We start from the raw sequence: 18,820 nt of genomic DNA, 5'->3' as shown, positions 1-18,820 counted from the left end.
TTAAATACTCACTCCTTTCGTGTTTTTTGAGACACACATTATCAGATTTTGTTTAAAAAATAATCAACTTTAAACAAACTTCTACAACCTAAATACCCTCATCTTTGTATCAAGTACGTACAGAGTCTATTTTATCATATTTTTCTTAAAAAGTGCGGTCTTTACCATTAAAAAGGAACCATTCCCCTCACCTGAGAAGAATGGTTTGCTTTTTATTATCCTAGAGACTGATGATTAAACAAGGCATGGGTTGCTTGGTGGATGTATTTTGCTGTATCCGCATTATTCATGGTGTAGAGATGCACACCAGCCACATCCTGAGTTACCAAGTCCACGATTTGGTCTACTGCATAGGCAAGTCCTGCTGCTCTGAGCGACTCAGGGTCATGCTCATACTTGTCTAAGATGGCTTTAAATTTGCGTGGAAGATGGATATTCTCACAAGTCTTCAAGAGGCGGAGAGCCTGATTTCGATTCAGAATTGGCATAATCCCTGCATGAATGGGAACATCAACCCCAGCCAAAGTACACTTGTCTTGAAAATCATAGAAGCGCTCATTGTCAAAGAAAAGCTGAGTTACAAGGCTCGAACAACCTGCATCTACTTTCTTCTTGAGATTTTGGATATCTGAAATCTGATTTGGTGAATCTGGATGCCCTTCTGGATAACAAGCACCAACAATATCAAAATGAGGGGCTTGTTCCTTGATGAACTCAATCAAGTCAGTTGCGTAGCGGAAATCCTTTTGTGGTTCCACATCAGGAATAATATCCCCACGAAGAGCCAAGATTTTCTGCACCCCAACCTTGTCCAAGTCTGCAATGGTTTCAGCCACCTTGTCTTTGTTCAAATAGATAGCTGGCAGATGGGCAATGGTCGGAATCACCAAGTCATTTTGGATAAAGTCAGCCAAACGAACCGTCGTTTCCTTGATATTAAATTTATTATTGCTGGCAGTTACACTGATAAAGTGAGGGGCCAACTCCTGCATATCTTGGAGAGCAGAAATAATTTTATCATTACCCACTGCTGGGTTTGGAGGGAACACTTCAAATGAGAGTGACGGTGTTTGGCGTGACATAGTCATTATCCTTTTCTTTTTGATTTCATTTTGAACAACCGTTATAGGGAGAAATCTAATCTTACAATTTCTCACGCGCAGCTTTAGCTGCTTCAACAAGGCGGATCAAGCTTTCTTTTGTTTCTGGAATACCACGTGTTTTCAAACCACAGTCAGGGTTGATCCAAACTTTCTTGCTTGGCACTTTGGCAAGAATGGCTTCGATTGTGTTGTCGATTTCGCCTTCATTTGGCACACGAGGTGAGTGGATATCGTAAACCCCAGGTCCCACTTCTGTTTGGAAGTTTTTCGCTTTGAGTTCGTCCAAGATTTCAAGGTTTGAACGGCTAGCTTCAAAGGAAATAACGTCTGCATCCATGTTGTCGATAGCTGGGATGATATCTGTAAATTCTGAGTAACACATGTGAGTGTGGATTTGTGTGTCTGGTGCTACTGTTGAGTGTACCAAGCGGAAGGCAGGAATAGCCCAGTCAAGGTAGTCTTCATACCAGTCGCTACGACGGAGTGGCAATTTCTCACGAAGAGCAGCCTCGTCGATTTGGATGATTTTCACACCAGCAGCTTCAAGATCAAGCACTTCATCCTTGATAGCAAGGGCGATTTGAAGAGTAGAATCCTTGATAGAGATGTCTTCACGTGGGAATGACCAGTTAAGAATTGTAACAGGTCCAGTCAACATACCTTTAACAGGTTTGTTTGTACGACTTTGTGCATAGCTAGACCATTTAACAGTGATTGGGTTAAGACGAGTAACATCACCCCAGATGATTGGTGGTTTCACCCCACGCATACCGTAAGATTGTACCCAACCATTTTTAGAGAAGAGGTAACCTGACAAGTTTTGACCGAAGTACTCAACCATGTCGTTACGCTCAAATTCACCGTGAACAAGGACATCAAAGTCGATATCTTCTTGCCATTTGATCCATTCGTCAATTGTTTCAGCAAGGAAAGCATCGTACTCTTCTTGAGACAATTCACCCTTACGGTAAGCCAAACGCTTCGCACGAACTTCCTTAGTTTGAGGGAATGAACCGATAGTTGTTGTTGGAAGAGCTGGAAGTTTGAAAGCTTCTTCTTGGATAGCTTCACGTTCTGCAAATGCTGGCAAACGAGTGTAGTCTGCGTCTGTCAAGCCAGCGATGCGCGCACGAAGTTCCGCATTTTCACCCACACGCTCAGTCGCAAAGAGTTCTTTGTTGGCCGCAAGAGCTGCTTCATCTTGACCATTGCGGATAGCATCCAAATCACGGATTTCGTCTAATTTTTCAACTGCAAAGGCAAAGTGGTTCAAGATAGCTGGTTCAAATTCTTCGTTAGCTGTTGTAAATGGCACATGAAGAAGTGAGCATGAACTTGTCAAGACAATATTTTCAGCTGGGATTTGTTCAAGAACAGCCAAGCTCTTTTCGTAGTTGTTGCGCCAGATGTTTTTACCATTGACAATACCTGCATAAAGAGTCTTATCAGCTGGGAAACCACCTTTAACCAATTCAAGAGTTTTCTTACCTTCAACGAAGTCAAGACCGATAGCATCAACAGGCAAGTTTACAAGGTCAGCGTAAACGTCACGAACGTCACCAAAGTAAGTTTGAAGCAAGACTTCAAGACCTTTTTTGTCAGCCAACAATTTGTTGTAGAGGTCCAAGAAGAGAGCTTTTTCTTCAGCTGTCAAATCTTTTACAAGAGCAGCTTCATCCAATTGGATACGAGTCGCACCAAGTTCTGCCAATTTAGCAAAAACTTCTTGGTAAGCAGCCACTAAGCTGTCTACGAAGTCTTCTGCTTTCACGCCTTCTTCAAAGTCTGACAATTGAAGGAAAGTGAATGGACCTACAAGAACTGGGCGAGTGTTCAATCCAAGTTCTTTTGCTTCTTGGAATTCATCGAAAATCTTATGACCTGCAAGTTTAACTTGAGTGTCTTTTTCAAATTTAGGAACGATGTAGTGGTAGTTGGTGTTGAACCATTTCTTCATTGGAAGGGCGCGAACGTCTCCTTTTTCTCCTTGGTAACCACGACCCAAAGCGAAGTAGCGCTCAAGGTCAGACAAGTCCAAGTTTTGAACTGAAGCAGGTACCACGTTGAAAAGGAAAGCTGCATCTAGGAAGTTGTCATAGTGAGAAAAGTCATTTGATGGAATTTCAGTGATGCCTTTTTCTTTGACAATGTTCCAGTGTTTAGCACGTAAGTCTTTTGCTGCTGCAAGGAGTTCTTCTTCTGTGATTTCTTTTCTAAAGTATTTTTCAGTTGTAAATTTTAACTCGCGGAATTCGCCCAAACGAGGGAAACCGATGATTGTAGTTGACATGATGTGTCCTCCAAAATTTGTTGTTGAAACTATCTTAACAGAAAAGAAATCATCTGTATAATTGTAAAAAATTAGGATTTGATATAGTTTGAAACTATATCTATGTTTTAAACAAAAGAAAAAGACCTGAGAAAAATGCCTCAAATCCTTTGTATAGCTTGTTTTATAGGTCTATTTCAGTTAGGCTCTTCAAACGCCTTATTAGTAATTCTTATAAGTGACTATGGCTTGTTATTAGAAAAGACTATAGGTTGATTTTTCTTTTGTAATTCTGATATTTCCCTGAAAAGTGCGGACGGAAGCAAATTACTTCGTACTTTCATTACTGATTTTTGAGCACTTCGCTTTTTCATTTCTATGCTCAGGCTAAAATAGTTCCCCGAACTATTTTACTCTCAAAAATTCCGTTCTAGATAATAATAAATTATTATCTAGAATACCACTATGGCGGGAAATATCCACTAAAAGATCACTTCGTTCACGCTTAATTAAAAAAGTTTGATTTTATAAAATTAAGATACTCTAACTGTTAAATTTGTTAAAATTTACCAACTGCTTCCTATCAACTCTTTCTCTGTTCGAGTGGGACGACTGCTAGTGTCTTTCCTAAACTGGCTAGGACTTTTAAGACTGTGTCCAACTGAGGGCTAGTCTTTCCTGTTTCCATTCTAGCTATGACAGGCTGGCTTACTCCACTAAGTTCTTCTAGTTTTTTCTGACTGATTCCTTGTTCATGTCTAGCTTCTATCAACTCACTCATAATAGCCACTCGCATATCACTTTCAAGAATTTCCTCCTTGGTAAAGAGTTCTGACCTGACATCCTTCCAGTTACTCCCAATAGCACTATTCTTCATCACTTAATCCTCTTTCTTTTAAGTCCTTCAACTCACGCTTGGCTTTTTCAATCTCTCTTCTAGGAGTTTTCTGAGTCTTTTTGACAAAATGATGTAAAAGAACAAAACTACCATCGACCCATGCTACAAATAAAATTCGATCTCTCAGTGGTCTTAGTTCTCAAATCTCATCTTCCAAATGTTTGATATAGGGTTCCCCAGCTCTCGTCCCATGCTGACTAAGCAACTCGATATAGTCATTTAGTTTATTGAGTTTGATACGACTATCCTTACTTTTCTGACTAGCCAATTCTCTCATATAATCCAAAACTGGCTCGTTTCCATTTTTGTCCTTATAGAAGTAAATCGTATGCACCAAGCTACCTCTTTCTAATTTAATTATAACTCAAAAGTTATTAAAAGTAAATCTGAACACTCATAAAAAGAAGACCTTAGAAAAACTCTAAAGGTCTCATCTTTATTATTCGAAAAAATTACGAAAAGAGTTATAAAATGCTGATAATCCTTACGTTTACTTCAGCTCTATCCCCTTCTCACGGAGATTATCCAGACACTCCTCATAGTAGGTAGCATCATGCTCACTATAGATAGGACTTTTCAGCTTTTCCTCTGCTAAGTCTTGATAAGGAGGGCAGGTCTTACCTCGGTAGTTCTTGTCCAACCACTCTGGACTGACATTGTAGCCACGGTCAGCCATTTCCTTCATGATCAAATCATGGTAGACAAATAGCTGGTAAGGCGAGTGGGTAAAGACATAGTCCACCGTTGCATGCTTTCTGCCCCAGCCATTGCCACGTAGGGCGCAACACTCTCGATGTTGCCCCAAAAGTTGAGGACGGGGAAGTTGTGAAATCAAAGCCTCATGCCAAAGTCTCATGGGAGTCTCCTTTCAGTAAAGTCGAATGTTGCAAATAGGTATTTGGATAGCGATCAAGCAAGTCTCGAGTCTTAGTGATTAAGTCTTCCCTAGAAGCCTGACCAAAGCGGTAGCGATCCAGCAAGAGCATATAGTCCTTGCGCTCAGCATCTGTCGCTTTCTTTTTGAAATAGCCCCAAATATGCTGAAAGGCATTGCAAACCTGACCCCTGTGTTCTGGAATCTGACAGGCACGGTCAATCATCTCTTGAACCTCACTCCCCTCCACCTGCTCATTCTTCAAGTATTGGCGAATCTCATTGTAAATATTGCTGGAATGACTCAAAACGAGGTATTTGTTTCTCGCCCAGAGTTGCTGGCAAAGGGCACGTTGGTTGTTATTTTCCATACTTCTCCTTACTTTCTACTAGTTCCCCGAAAATATGGAAACAAAGTTATATTTTACTTGAATGCAATTACTTATTTAATTTAAATGTGCAATTTTTATAATTTATTTTTATATTTGGATCAATATTAGGAATAAAGACATTGAATAGAGACTCTTTCTCTGTCACCGACTGCATATGTATTCCAATTGGAATCTTATCTGCTTTATTTCGATAAATAGGACGACAGGCAATACAAACTGAACTCTGTTCCAGTTCATCTACAATCTTCTCTTCAAAATACCACTGACTGAATTTATTTTCAAATCTGTTCTCATTAGTAGCTTTCCCCATATTACTCCATGCAGTTTGAGTAAATAATGATTTCAAGGCTTTATAAGGATGACCATGAATCTCTTTATCACCACCTAATGAATAAGCGATTATGTGACCTCGATGAAAGTATCTATCATAGTCTTTAATTCTATTTATTTTATCCCATCCCGCCGGATTTCCAAGACTCGAACGATTTTTCTTTTTATCCACTATCGCTTTTTGATTTTTAATATCTTTATAATCGTTTTTATTGATATAAAATATCGCGCATTTGGGTCTCTTAGCTAACTCCAATGAATGTGGAACAATATAACCCGAATTATCCTTATTCATAATATGGATTGTTGCAAAATTATTATTTACTACAAAATAATTTGATTCATTCTGACATTCAGCTATATTTGTACAATACTGAACTTTTCCTCCAACTAATTTAGAAAGTTGATCAGTAGAGATATGAATCAAATCTAAAATTTTTTGCTCTGACATCGAAAAACTCTTTTTCATTTTAGTCTCCAAATCTGCCTTCACTTATCCATTATTCCACCTCAGTAAGATCAATTCCCTCAATAGAGCATATATAAATTAGATATCCCAATTTATGTACTTCTCTCTGCGAATATTATTGTTTTTAAATTTTACGGAAGTAACAAATCGACTACTTGTTTATAGGAAGTAAATTGAGTATAAAATTCATTATGTTTATAAACCAGAAATAGTATAACTATCAAACTCCATAATAGAATATAAATTAACCATTTATATAAAGTTTCAATTTTTTCTAACCGTTTTAATTCTGTTTTATAGTTATCGGATTCTTTCAAAGTATTAATAAAATATTTATCTATACTGTATAACATTTGATAATTTTTATCAATATCATCACACTCTGATTTTATAGACTTAGAATCAAAATTCCATCCTCTCACTTTATTTACTATAATTATACAAATTAAATAAAATATTCCAGAATATACAGTTAGTGACATCGCAAGCCTTGTATTAAAATTTTTAAAAATAAATGTAGTTAATATTGTTATAAGTAAAACTAAAAATTGCTGAGACAATGTATTAGAAATGTTTCTGATATTAACCAAAATCTCTTTTTGAAGTTTTGAGAAATCTTCTGTTAACTTTTGTTTATCAGTGATAAACTTTTTCAATTTATCATTGATAAATAAATTGTAATTGGATTGTACATCTTTTAAAATATCCTTAAAGTCTATATCACTAATTGTCCCTTGTCGCCTGATAGATTCGGAAAAAATATTTCTAAAAATTATCAACTTTTCATAATAAGTTTTATCGTCATCAAAAATAAAATCAAATAATTTATTTAGTGTAACAAATAGATCTATATTTTCTTTTTCAATACTATTCAATTTTAAAATAGCATTTTTTTCAAAACTTATAATATATTCACTACTAGAAATTTTTCTTTCCGATACTATACATAGAAAACCATCAAGTGTCGCACTTTTAAATTCATCAAAATTTCGTTCTGAAATTATTTTAGGAAGAGCACAAAGCAAATTATGATTAAATTCCGTTCTTGAAATTAATATATCAGGTATATATATTTTTTCTTCACAAAGTGAAAAGACGGGCGAATCTATATCACTATTTTCTTCTGGAATCCATATTTTTATCTTTGTAGTCCTGTTTTTGAGGCTTTCGAATGTTGTACTTTTTAAAAACTTTTTTTCAAATGTATAAAAGTCATTACTATTTCTAAAATATAATGACTGGCCCTCTAAAGGAAATTGGTTTTGTTTAATTGTTACTACAACAGTATTGATTTCCTTAGTTTCTTTGCATGATTCCAACTGGTAATTATTACAAGTTATATCCAGTTCATTTATTTTATAACTATTGATCTTTTCCTTAAAACTATCTAACTCTTTCTCTGCAATTTTGAACTCTAAAATATAAATAAAATTTTTTTCTTTAGAATCAATATTAATACGTCCGACAACATCATCGAAAGCGTCAACATATTTAATAAGTTCTTTAATCAATGTAATCACCTCTCAATCAGAGTAATTACTTCTTTGTTAATTTTTAAAACATAGAAATCGTCGTCATCATCCCAATAAACATCTTTGCGACTCTCTAGACTTTTTAGAATGCTAATTTTAATTTGTTGTTCATCGCCTTGGGATACATATGTTGCTTTAGGTGGTCGATATAACTTTGCTACGAAACTAGCTACAACAGTATTATTTTTACTTTTCGCTAATTTGTAAGCTTCAGTTGATAATCTTTCTATATCTGTTTCTCTATTTTCTATACCAAAGTCTAAGACATCACTAACCTCTTGAATCAGCCCTTCAAATGATGTATCTCTTCTCTGAGATAAAAAACTTGTTAACTTCTCTTTTACAATTCCAGGATTTGCTTCAGACTTTATGTATGGTTTAACAACTGTATCAATTGCTTGTATTGCCATTCGAGCAGCTGAATCCTCATCATCTATGACGTTATCACTATCTAAAAATATTTTGAAAAAATACCCCGATATATTGTCATCCGTTCTATCCAATACTCTTGAGTGGATATTTGTTCTTTCTGAATTTGGCTCCTCTCTATTTTCTTTAAACTGAATTGTTTTATCTTTAAAAATTACGGTAGCCTTTTGAAGTCTTGATTTCTTATCTGGCAGAATCTTATCTAATGTAGTTAATGTATTTTCATCAGTTACTTGAATAGCGGTTCCTGTCTCCATCTTAACCAGAAACAGGATTTCGTTATTGTCAATTTCAGTTGTAAGTACAACTAAATAAAAATCATTTTGAAATCTACGTCCTATTGATTCTTGAAATTTACTTGCAATATCTTCTGAATTTCTATCGAATTTTTCTTCACTTTCAAATATCTCTGATACATTTGTTACTATCTGTGAAGAAGGTCTTTTGAATCTAAAATTTTTTGCATATTTATCATCAATACATTTGTTTATTCTAGATTCTAAATCTTCTACAATTTTGCTAAACTCTGCAGAAGAATCATCAAAAATTATACCCGATAAATAACTTGATTCTCCATATTGATCTTTCGAAAAATGGAATAATCTTAATCTTTTTTCCATCTCATTACCTCCTGAATTTTATACCTTCACCTGTCCATTCATCAGCATTGGTAAGAGCCAATCGCGCAGTTGGGTGAGTTCTTTGTTTTGTCCTTGTAAACATTTGATTTGTGCAAAATAGGGCTCTGTCATTTTGTGAAAATTATTTTTGATTTCATTTCTTGGTAGAATAATTCTAATTCCTGAAAAATCTTCTTTATTCATATTAGCAAAAGTATTTCCAGTCTTTGCACTTGCATTAGCATTTTCAAAATAATTTTTCAACGCAAAATAAAGATAATATCTATTGGTTTCATCCTCAAAAACAATTGAATTTATTTGTTGATTTGTCTGAGACCATTCAGTAGTAAATCCAATTTCACCCACTGTCGCAATACAAGAAACACATAAGCTACCTTCAGGTAGATACTTATTCTGTTGTACGCCTGCTCCTAAATCAGTCAATGATTCTGAAGTGCTATAAACAAAAGTATTTCCTCGTATATCTCCAATTGTTATAAAAGGAATTTCACCTCCAAAATTATCACTATTTGCTCTAGAAGGTGTTTTTCCAGTAATAATTTTCGACTCAAAGTCTTTAAGAGTCTCCACTCCCCACCCCTCTGGGATTTCGCGTTTGAGTTCTAGATTATAGACCATCTTTCCGCCTGATGATTTGTATGGTTTGCCATTCTGGTCTGGGAAATCAAACTGCACGAACCAGTAGTCATAAAGGATCTTAGCCATAGTTTCTAACTCTTGGTTGATTTGGTTGTTTATTTGTATTTTATCATCAATTGCTGAAAGTATGTTTGCAATTTTATCTTGATTTTCTCTGGGCAATAAATCCAACTCTATTGAATTCATAATTTTTGTATTCAACGATGGCATTGTTGCTCCAACTGCCAGATTCATCATCATCTTTTTGAAACTATTTTGTTTAAAATAATAAGATAAATATCTAGGGTTCACTTTGTTTTTATCAGCTCGTACTCTTATACATCTACCTGAAAACATCCAACCTTCATGATTTTTATCAACGTAGACATTTCTATCAATAGACCCTACCCTGCTAAAAACAATGTCTCCTTCAATTAAGATGTATTTACTTAATCTCTTCGTATCAGCTTCAGATACGAAAGGAAGATTTTGATGTGTAAAATTGATATCTCCCAAATGTTCTACCGTTACTATAGGAGTTCCTTCGCTAACATAATCTTCCTCATGTAATTGACTACCAAAAGGACCTGTTTGAGAAATAGCAATATCCCCTAAAATTACTCTACTCATACCTCAACCCCTTCATTTGCTTCTCTATCTCCTGCTCCAAGGAATGTGATTGCTGGAAGAGATCTGTGAGTCTATTTTGAAAGGCGGTCATCTTGGCTTCAAACTCGTCTGCTGTGATATCTACATAGTCGATCTTGATGTCAAAGTATTGACCTGCACTGAGAGAGTAGTTTTTCTCCTTGATGTCCTCATAAGAGACAGTGACAGAAAAGTCCTCGACAGCTTCTTTCTGGATAAAGGTCTCGACGATCTTCTGCTCTTCTTCAGGAGAAAGCACGGTCTTTTGGTTCTTGCCTTCCTTGACCTTGGTTCCCAGGTTTGAGGCATCGATGAGAACAACATCGCCCTTATTTTTCTTATCAATAAAGAGGATGGAGACGTTGGTACCTGTCGTCGCAAAGATATTGGACGGCATGGAAACGACACCTGCCAGCATTTGATTATCCACCAAGTGTTGACGGATGGTCTTGTCAATCCCTGACTGGGCAGTGATAAATCCTGTCGGCAAGACAACGGCTGCTTGGCCATCTGACTTCAAGGAATAGATGATATGCTGAACAAAGAGCTCATAGATAGCCATCTTGTCCTTAGACTTGGCTGGAACCTTGGGCACTCCTGCAAAGAAACGCTCACTGGCTTCTGGAAAACTTTCCACTCGGTCACGCCACTCTGAAAAGTCCAGCTTGAAAGGAGGGTTCGACACGATATAGTCCATCTTTTCAGGATGACGGTTAGCAATGATAGTATTGCCCTGTACGATATTATGTATGGAATGCTGTAGTCCATTCAAGATCAGATTGAGACGGAGGAGATTGGATGATTTTTGCGAGATATCCTGACTGTAAACAGTGGTCTTATCCACACCGATACGACTAGCCAGGTTCATCAGCAAAGTTCCAGAACCAGCAGACGGGTCATAGATGCGCACGTTTGATGGTTGGTCATTTCCCACAAGAATATCAGCAATAATCTTAGCCACAGAGTGAGGCGTGTAGTACTCGGCATACTTACCACCACCGTCTTTGTTGTAGTCCTTGATCATGTACTCAAAGAGAGTAGAGAAAAAGTCGAAACCTTGTGAAAAAATGGTCTCATCAAACTTAACGCGCGCAATGAGATTGATGATGGCTTTTGCCACTTCGTTACGCTTACTGCTATCTGATATTGTGTCGGTAATCAAGCGTTCATCAAAGAGACGAATAGCTGTATCTCCATCCGTATGAACAGAGAAAATATCGTTATTATCAATGGCGATCTGGTTGAGGGTATTTTCAAAACTCTCGTAGAAAGTCGCTTCATTTTGCTGACGGTGAAGGGTTTCAATCAACTGGTCAGGCTTGAGCTAAGCCGTACTTGTACCGATATCCTCCAAGAGCCAGTCATAGTCATCTTCACTCAAAGTCAATAAGTGCTCATAAGTATTAACTTCGTCTAGGCACTTTGCCTGATATAAAAACTTATCATTTAAAAATTTGTAGAGGAAGGACTGGGTGAGGAGTTTGTACTCACCCGCTTCTCCTCCTAGTCCTGCATGAGTAAAGACTGCTTTCAAATCATCTACCAAGTCTTGGACTTGAACTTTATATGTTTCATTCATTAGTGTTGGTATTCCTCTTCATATCCTTCAAATAGCGACTCGACGATATAATTAAAATCCTGTCTTGTCAAACTACTTGCAGATTGGTTGGTTTTCATTTCAATCCGAGCTTCTTCTCGAATCATTTTCTTGAGAAAGTCCTCGTTATCGAGCACTCCTTGATTTTGACCGATTTTACGGTCTAGTCTGACTTTAGAACCCTTGATAACATGGTAAATAGCAGGAAAATCACTGACCATAGTCGAGTTGGTTACGTGTTTGTAGGAACGTGCTGCCATTTCATCTCCGTCAAAATTCATAGTCAAACGTCTCATATGAGTATGATAATCTTCCACTGACTTAAAGAGCTCTTCGTACTCTTTTTGAATTTCTTTGATGTTTTCCATAGTGTAGCCTTCTTGCCCATGAATCAGGTGTTTTTTCATGATGCGCTGAAATTCTTCGTAAAGAGAAACCCACTCAGGATCTTTCTCATCACGCTCTTTTATGATTCCTCCAGCAACTCGACGCTTCAAATCTTCTAGGTCATTGGCCGCTAGACGGAGTTCTTCCTCCGCAATCTTGACAAAACTAAAACTGGTCTCAGACATGGCAAGATTTAAAAGGGTGCGACTAGAAAAATCATCTGGCTTATCTATTAGTGACAAGGTCAGCAAACGTCTTGAGATGACATTGAGCAGAGTTGCAATCTGAGTAATATCAATCTGCTTAATCAAATGGTCATAACCAAGTAAGCGGGCGGTATTATAGTACTGCTTAACCGATTCTAAGGCTTTTCGTAGTTCATTTAGTTGCTTTCTATCCTTAATGTCATCAATTGATTGAGAAAAGAACTCTAGATTAGAGGTCGGATAGTCCATGAGGATGCGCTCTGTCTTGCTTAGTTCCTGAGAAATTTCCTCTGCTGGCACAAAGAGCGAGCCAAACACATCCTCTCCATCTTCCCCAGTCAGGGTCGTATCATACTCTTGATTGAGTTCTTCCAGATAAGCACGATTGGTTTTGTCAAACTCTTTGGAAATATCCGCGAAATCAACTACATAGCCAAAGAGATAGTCCTTGTAAGGACGATTCACACGAGTCAAAGTCTGGAGAAGGTTATGAGCCTTAATCTTGCGACCTAGATAGAGACGCTTGAGGCGAGGCGCATCAAAACCTGTCAGGAGCATCGAATAGACGATAATGAGATCAATCTTACCTTCTTTATAGGCATCCACCTTTTCCTTTTTCTCTTCCTTGTCTCCCTCATCATGGAGGATGAGAGCAGAGGTCAAGTTGGTTGTTCCAGCCTTTCGTCGTTCTTCTAACTGCTTTTCAAGCTCACGCGCCTGCTTAGACGAATCACAGACAATCATACCACCAATAGTCTGGTCATCAAAAACCAAATCACGCGTACGATTAAAGTCCTCCAGAATAAAATCAAGCATTGGTTCCACATAGTGCGGATGGGCAAAGATATCTTCTTTTGATAAATCCCCACGTTGGATTTCTTCATTGATGGCTCTGAGATTATCTTTATAGGACGTCTCGATATCTTCTCGCATCAAACGCAAGGTAAAACCATCATCTATAGACTGGTTGTAGTAGTATTTATGGATATAATCCCCAAAAATATCACGTGTAGTCGCATGGCTTTCCTTGGTCTTACCATCTTTCTTGTAGGTAATCAAGGGGGTCCCAGTCAAGGCAATCTTGATCGCATTGGTATCTGCCTGATAGAGATTTGGCAGGTAGGAACCTCGTTCGTTATAAGAGCGATGAGCTTCATCGATAAAGTAGATATTTTGACGATTGAGATCATAGCCAGAGCGGTCTGTCAGGTCTGAATCATCTTTGAACTTCTGTATATTGACAACGGCCACATCATAGCCGTCTTGTTTTTGATTGAGTTCTCGAGGATTGTTGATGCGCTTAACTTTTAGACCTCTTTTGGTAAATTCCTTAAAGGCTTGGTCTGCCAAATCCAAGCGATCAACGACAAAGTAAAACTGCGGAACAATCCCCTGTTTTGAAAAATAATTGGTCAGATAGCGGATATTGAAGAAAGCCAGGGCAGTCTTACCTGAACCCTGTGTATGCCAGATAACACCTTTTTTGACACCTTTTGCGATGGTTTCTTCGATAGCACGAGTTGCAAAATACTGCGGATAGCGCATAACATGCTTCTGCAATTGTATCTGACCTTCCTTGCTTTCTTCTTCTACATAAACCAGCCCAAAATGAAGCATGAAAAGCAGGCGTTCTTTTTGATACAAAGATGATAAGAAAGTATTGCAGGGAGTGTTGGGCTGTAAGTTTGTTGTAAATTCTGGTTGAGATTTGAGAGCAAAACGCTTCACATCCTCAAGTACGAAATCAATTTGTTCATCTCTTAAAGGTACAATTGAACCAAGAAAATCTACTTCTCTTTCTTCCTTGAAAGCATTAAACTTGGTTTTTGAATAGGCATTTGAACCATAGTAAGAACCCTGTTTTTGTTGACCTTGGCCACTGATATAAGGCAAATTATCAGATAGAGCTATCAACTGGGTAATATTGTTAAAACGACGGAACTTACGATTTTCAAAACGGTATCTGGTTCTGTCCTGTTCTGACTGAATCCCTGTCTTTCCATCACGGATAGTATTGGGTTGTTTAACTTCGATATAAGAAAGGGGAAGCCCATTGATAAACACAACTATATCTGGACGAAATTCATCTTGCCCATTTTGACAAGTGACTTCAAGCGCCAGATGGAAGGTATTGGCTTCAGGATTTTCCCAATCGATATAAACAGCACCTTCTTGTCCCTGTATCCTTTTAAAGAAGGAGCGCCCTAAATCATTTTGATCCAGTTCCAGCTTGATATTGGCCAATTCTCTCTCAAAATCTTCATCTGTTAAATAGTTATTAAATGTTAAAAATTGCTCCTTAAAAACAGATACAAGAATATTGGTATCTGGATCTCTTTCTTCAATTTCTTTACTATTACGAGAAAGATAGGTATAACCCATTCGCATCAAATGCAGAGCTGCTGGGATTTGTACTCTTGTTAATTCAGAAAAATCTTTTCGTCTTGCCATCGCAAACCTTCCTTACGCTTCATTTGAACTATTCATATCCTGAAATTTCCAAATTTTATACTAGGTCTATTATAGCATGTTTAGCCTCAAAATCCATCACTCTTCCCATTGCAAAAGCAATCTTCCCCTTTCTCCTCCAAAATATGGTATAGTAGAGTTATACTATCTATGAGGAGTTTACATGTCACAGGATACACAAATGAAAGCTGTTTCTCCCCTTCTGCAGCGAGTTATCAACATCTCATCGATTGTCGGTGGGGTTGGGAGTTTGATTTTCTGTATTTGGGCTTATCAGGCTGGGATTTTACAGTCTAAAGAAACCCTCTCTGCCTTTATCCAGCAGGCAGGTATCTGGGGGCCACCTCTCTTTATCTTTTTACAGATTTTACAGACCGTCGTTCCTATTATTCCCGGGGCCTTGACCTCGGTAGCTGGGGTCTTTATCTACGGGCACATCATCGGGACTATCTACAACTATATCGGCATCGTGATTGGCTGTGCCATTATCTTTTATCTGGTGCGCCTCTACGGGGCTGCCTTTGTCCAGTCTGTCGTCAGCAAGCGCACCTATGACAAGTATATCGGTTGGTTGGATAAAGGCAATCGTTTTGACCGTTTCTTTATCTTTATGATGATTTGGCCCATTAGTCCAGCTGACTTTCTCTGTATGCTGGCTGCCCTGACCAAGATGAGCTTCAAGCGCTATATGACCATCATCATTCTGACCAAGCCCTTTACCCTCGTGGTTTATACCTACGGTCTGACCTATATTATCGACTTCTTTTGGCAAATGCTTTGACATGTAAAAAATCCGTTTGGTTTCCCAAGCGGATTTTGTGCTTTATTTTGAAACTTCTTTTGCAAGGACAAAGTTCCCAAGTGTGGCAGAACCATTCCCTGCGACTGCTGGCGTCACGATGTAATCACGCACATCAGGTACTGGTAGGTAACCATTGAGAAGAGATGTAAATTTCTCACGGACACGGTCCAGCATGTGTTGTTGAGCCATGACCCCTCCACCAAAGACAATCACGTCTGGGCGGAAAGTCACTGTCGCATTAACCGCAGCTTGAGCGATGTAGTAGGCTTGAACATCCCAAACAGGGTTGTTGAGTTCAATATTTTCCCCACGAACACCTGTACGAGCTTCCAAACTTGGACCAGCTGCATAGCCTTCCAAACAGCCTTTGTGGAATGGACAAACACCGTTGAATTCTTTTTCAATATCCATTGGGTGTCTAGCCACATAGTAGTGACCCATTTCAGGGTGACCCACACCGCCGATAAACTCACCACGTTGGATGACACCTGCACCAATACCTGTACCGATTGTGTAGTAAACCAAGTTTTCAATACGAGCACCAGCATTGTTACGGGCAACCACTTCACCGTAGGCAGAGCTGTTTACGTCTGTAGTGAAGTACATTGGCACGTTAAGGGCGCGACGAAGGGCACCAAGCAAGTCTACATTTGCCCAGTTTGGTTTTGGAGTCGTTGTGATAAAGCCATAGGTTTTTGAGTTTTTATCAATATCAATCGGACCAAATGAACCAACTGCAAGACCAGCAAGGTTATCGAATTTTGAGAAGAACTCGATGGTTTTATCGATTGTTTCGATTGGAGTTGTTGTTGGAAATTGTGTTTTTTCTACAACGTTAAAGTTTTCATCACCGACAGCACAGACAAACTTTGTACCGCCCGCTTCCAAGCTTCCATATAATTTTGTCATGATAAACCTCTTGTTTTTATTTTCTTTATTATAGCATATTTCGAAAATCTAAATTTCTCTATTTTTTAGATTTTCCTCTGTAAATCTTACCATTCAAGCAAAAACGAACAAACATGTAATTTGTTCGTTTTCACATTAGAGAGGATTGATTAGATTTTCACTTCGATCACAGCATCCCCCTTCGCAACTGAACCCGTTGCGACTGGAGCTACTGAAGCGTAGTCAGCTGTATTTGTAACGATAACCATTGTTGTATCATCAAGACCAGCTGCAGCGATTTTGTTTGAGTCAAATGTTCCAAGAACATCGCCAGCTTTAACCTTGTCACCTTGAGCAACTTTTGCTTCAAAACCTTCACCATTCATAGATACAGTGTCAATACCAACGTGAATCAAAACTTCAGCACCATCAGTTGTTTTCAAACCAAAAGCGTGTCCTGTTGGAAAGGCAATTGAAACTTCAGCATCAGCTGGTGCATATACTACACCTTGACTTGGTTTCACAGCGATACCTTGGCCCATAGCTCCACTTGAGAAGACTGGGTCATTGACATCAGCAAGAGCGACAACATCACCAACGATAGGAGTTACAAGTGTTTCATTTTGAAGAGTTGCTGGGGCAACTTCTTCTTTTTCTGCAACAACTTCAGCTTGTTTTGCAGATGGAGTCGCCTCTACTTCATCTTCGTAACCAAACATGTAAGTAAGAGCAAAACCAAGGGCAAATGATACAGCTACCATAAGAAGGTATTGTGTAAGTTGTCCGTTACCGATGTAAAGCATTGTACCAGGGATGATGGTGATACCATTACCAGTACCTGCAAGTCCAAGGATAGAAGCCAATCCACCACCGATTGCACCAGCAATCAATGAAAGGAAGAATGGTTTACGGAAGCGCAAGTTTACCCCGAAGATAGCAGGCTCTGTAATACCTAGAAAGGCAGAAAGAGCAGCTGGGAAAGCAAGTGTTTTTAGTTTTGGATTTTTAGTTTTAACACCAACCGCAACAGTCGCAGCACCTTGAGCTGTCATAGCAGCTGTGATGATCGCGTTGAATGGGTTAGCATGGTCAGCAGCAAGCAATTGCACTTCAAGCAAGTTGAAGATGTGGTGCACACCTGACACGACGATCAATTGGTGAACCCCACCAATCAAGAAACCACCAAGACCAAATGGCAAGCTAAGGATCGCTTTTGTAGCGATAAGGATGTAGTTTTCAACGATGTGGAAGACTGGTCCGATAACAAAGAGTCCAAGGATAGACATGACCAAAAGTGTCACGAATGGCGTTACCAAGAGGTCAATCACATCTGGAACAACCTTGCGGACAGCTTTTTCAAATTTAGCTCCGACAACCCCGATGATGAAGGCTGGAAGAACGGAACCTTGCAAACCAACAACAGGAATGAAACCAAAGAAGTTCATAGCTGTTACTTCACCACCTTGAGCAACCGCCCAAGCATTTGGAAGTGAACCAGAAACAAGCATCATACCAAGAACGATACCAACGGCAGGATTTCCACCAAATACACGGAAGGTTGACCACACAACCAAACCTGGCAAGATGATGAAAGCTGTATCTGTCAAGATTTGTGTGTAAGTTGCAAAGTCTCCTGGAAGTGGCATTTCAAGAGCGTTGAAAAGACCACGCACACCCATGAAGAGACCTGTCGCTACGATAACTGGGATGATTGGAACAAAAACGTCACCGAAAGTACGGATAGCACGTTGGAACCAGTTCCCTTGTTTCGCAGCTTCTGCTTTCATGTCATCTTTAGAGGATGTTGGCAAACCAAGTGCAACAACTTCATCGTACATTTTGTTAACTGTACCTGTACCAAAGATGATTTGGTATTGACCTGAGTTAAAGAAAGCACCTTGAACTTTTTCCAAGTTCTCAATCACTTCTTTATTGATTTTTCCTTCATCTTTGACCATGACACGTAGACGAGTCGCACAGTGGGCAACACTGTTGACATTTTCACGTCCGCCCAAGGCATCGATGACTTTTTTTGCAATTTCCTGATTGTTCATTTGCAAAAATCTCCTTATATAACATTTTGTTCTTGTTTGAAAGCGATTTTATCCGCCCTTACGACTATTATTTTATCATGTTTTAGAAATATGTCAAGCGTTTTGCAGAAATTTGTTTTTACTTTTCTATTTTTATTTTAAACTGATATTTTTATGAGTATTCTTTAATTTTAATTCTAAAAATAAAAGATTTTCCCTTGATTTTAAAGGGTATT

The 18,820-nt window shown here is 38.4% G+C and carries 15 protein-coding genes and 1 pseudogene; 1 reads left to right on the top strand and 15 read right to left on the bottom strand.

Annotated features, from left to right (window positions below):
* Nucleotides 1–215: 215 nt before the first annotated feature.
* The 13 genes and pseudogenes from metF to CJ239_RS02700 all read right to left on the bottom strand — a co-directional run bounded on the left by metF (nt 216) and on the right by CJ239_RS02700 (nt 14,843).
* Nucleotides 216–1,082, bottom strand: coding sequence for a methylenetetrahydrofolate reductase [NAD(P)H] (gene metF / locus CJ239_RS02755; RefSeq protein WP_102210516.1), 867 nt, complete (start codon nt 1,080–1,082; stop codon nt 216–218).
* A 61-nt stretch (nt 1,083–1,143) separates the two neighbouring features.
* Nucleotides 1,144–3,393, bottom strand: coding sequence for a 5-methyltetrahydropteroyltriglutamate--homocysteine S-methyltransferase (metE, locus tag CJ239_RS02750; protein ID WP_102210463.1), 2,250 nt, complete (start codon nt 3,391–3,393; stop codon nt 1,144–1,146).
* A 562-nt stretch (nt 3,394–3,955) separates the two neighbouring features.
* A complete protein-coding gene (locus tag CJ239_RS02745) occupies nt 3,956–4,249 on the bottom strand; it encodes a helix-turn-helix domain-containing protein (protein ID WP_000797746.1) in 294 nt (97 codons plus the stop codon).
* A pseudogene (locus tag CJ239_RS02740) lies at nt 4,239–4,604 on the bottom strand (type II toxin-antitoxin system RelE/ParE family toxin). Before CJ239_RS02740 ends, CJ239_RS02745 begins: the two are co-directional and overlap by 11 nt.
* A gap of 156 nt (nt 4,605–4,760) precedes the next feature.
* On the bottom strand, nt 4,761–5,126 hold the full coding sequence (locus tag CJ239_RS02735; protein WP_102210462.1) for a TIGR02328 family protein: 366 nt from the start codon (nt 5,124–5,126) through the stop codon (nt 4,761–4,763).
* The gene (locus tag CJ239_RS02730; RefSeq protein ID WP_102210461.1) at nt 5,110–5,514 is read right to left on the bottom strand and encodes a YbgA family protein; all 405 of its coding nucleotides are present in this window, start codon (nt 5,512–5,514) and stop codon (nt 5,110–5,112) included. Before CJ239_RS02730 ends, CJ239_RS02735 begins: the two co-directional genes overlap by 17 nt.
* A 67-nt stretch (nt 5,515–5,581) precedes the next feature.
* Complete coding sequence (locus CJ239_RS02725) at nt 5,582–6,334, bottom strand: DNA-entry nuclease (protein ID WP_102210460.1); 753 nt, start codon at nt 6,332–6,334, stop codon at nt 5,582–5,584.
* A 131-nt stretch (nt 6,335–6,465) separates the two neighbouring features.
* Nucleotides 6,466–7,854, bottom strand: a complete 1,389-nt coding sequence (locus CJ239_RS02720) for a hypothetical protein (RefSeq protein ID WP_180958192.1) — start codon at nt 7,852–7,854, stop codon at nt 6,466–6,468.
* Nucleotides 7,851–8,915, bottom strand: coding sequence for a nucleoid-associated protein (locus CJ239_RS02715; RefSeq protein WP_102210458.1), 1,065 nt, complete (start codon nt 8,913–8,915; stop codon nt 7,851–7,853). Before CJ239_RS02715 ends, CJ239_RS02720 begins: the two co-directional genes overlap by 4 nt.
* Before the next feature lie 18 nt (nt 8,916–8,933).
* Nucleotides 8,934–10,184 carry a restriction endonuclease subunit S gene (locus CJ239_RS02710; RefSeq protein WP_102210457.1) on the bottom strand — a complete coding sequence of 417 codons (1,251 nt, stop codon included), beginning with the start codon at nt 10,182–10,184 and terminating at the stop codon, nt 8,934–8,936.
* Nucleotides 10,177–11,511 carry a class I SAM-dependent DNA methyltransferase gene (locus tag CJ239_RS02705; protein WP_257994403.1) on the bottom strand — a complete coding sequence of 445 codons (1,335 nt, stop codon included), beginning with the start codon at nt 11,509–11,511 and terminating at the stop codon, nt 10,177–10,179. The genes CJ239_RS02710 and CJ239_RS02705 overlap by 8 nt, the downstream gene beginning before the upstream one ends.
* A gap of 15 nt (nt 11,512–11,526) precedes the next feature.
* On the bottom strand, nt 11,527–11,781 hold the full coding sequence (locus tag CJ239_RS12020) for a hypothetical protein (protein WP_257994402.1): 255 nt from the start codon (nt 11,779–11,781) through the stop codon (nt 11,527–11,529).
* The gene (locus tag CJ239_RS02700) at nt 11,781–14,843 is read right to left on the bottom strand and encodes a DEAD/DEAH box helicase family protein (protein WP_102210456.1); all 3,063 of its coding nucleotides are present in this window, start codon (nt 14,841–14,843) and stop codon (nt 11,781–11,783) included. The genes CJ239_RS12020 and CJ239_RS02700 overlap by 1 nt, the downstream gene beginning before the upstream one ends.
* A gap of 181 nt (nt 14,844–15,024) precedes the next feature.
* On the opposite strand from CJ239_RS02700, the gene CJ239_RS02695 reads away from it, so the two are divergent.
* Nucleotides 15,025–15,642: a TVP38/TMEM64 family protein gene (locus CJ239_RS02695; RefSeq protein ID WP_102210455.1), complete on the top strand. Its 618-nt coding sequence runs from the start codon at nt 15,025–15,027 to the stop codon at nt 15,640–15,642.
* Between the two features lie 42 nt (nt 15,643–15,684).
* Here the strand turns inward: CJ239_RS02695 and scrK are convergent, their stop codons facing one another.
* Nucleotides 15,685–16,572 (bottom strand): fructokinase ScrK, encoded by an 888-nt coding sequence (gene scrK / locus CJ239_RS02690; protein WP_102210454.1) that lies wholly within the window; start codon nt 16,570–16,572, stop codon nt 15,685–15,687.
* 149 nt (nt 16,573–16,721) lie between these two features.
* Nucleotides 16,722–18,605 (bottom strand): sucrose-specific PTS transporter subunit IIBC, encoded by a 1,884-nt coding sequence (locus CJ239_RS02685; RefSeq protein ID WP_102210453.1) that lies wholly within the window; start codon nt 18,603–18,605, stop codon nt 16,722–16,724.
* Nucleotides 18,606–18,820 lie beyond the last annotated feature (215 nt).

Source organism: Streptococcus sp. UMB0029 (assembly GCF_002871495.1).
GTDB lineage: Bacteria > Bacillota > Bacilli > Lactobacillales > Streptococcaceae > Streptococcus.
Note: the sequence above shows the minus strand (reverse complement) of the source record. Positions and strands in the feature narration are given on the sequence as shown.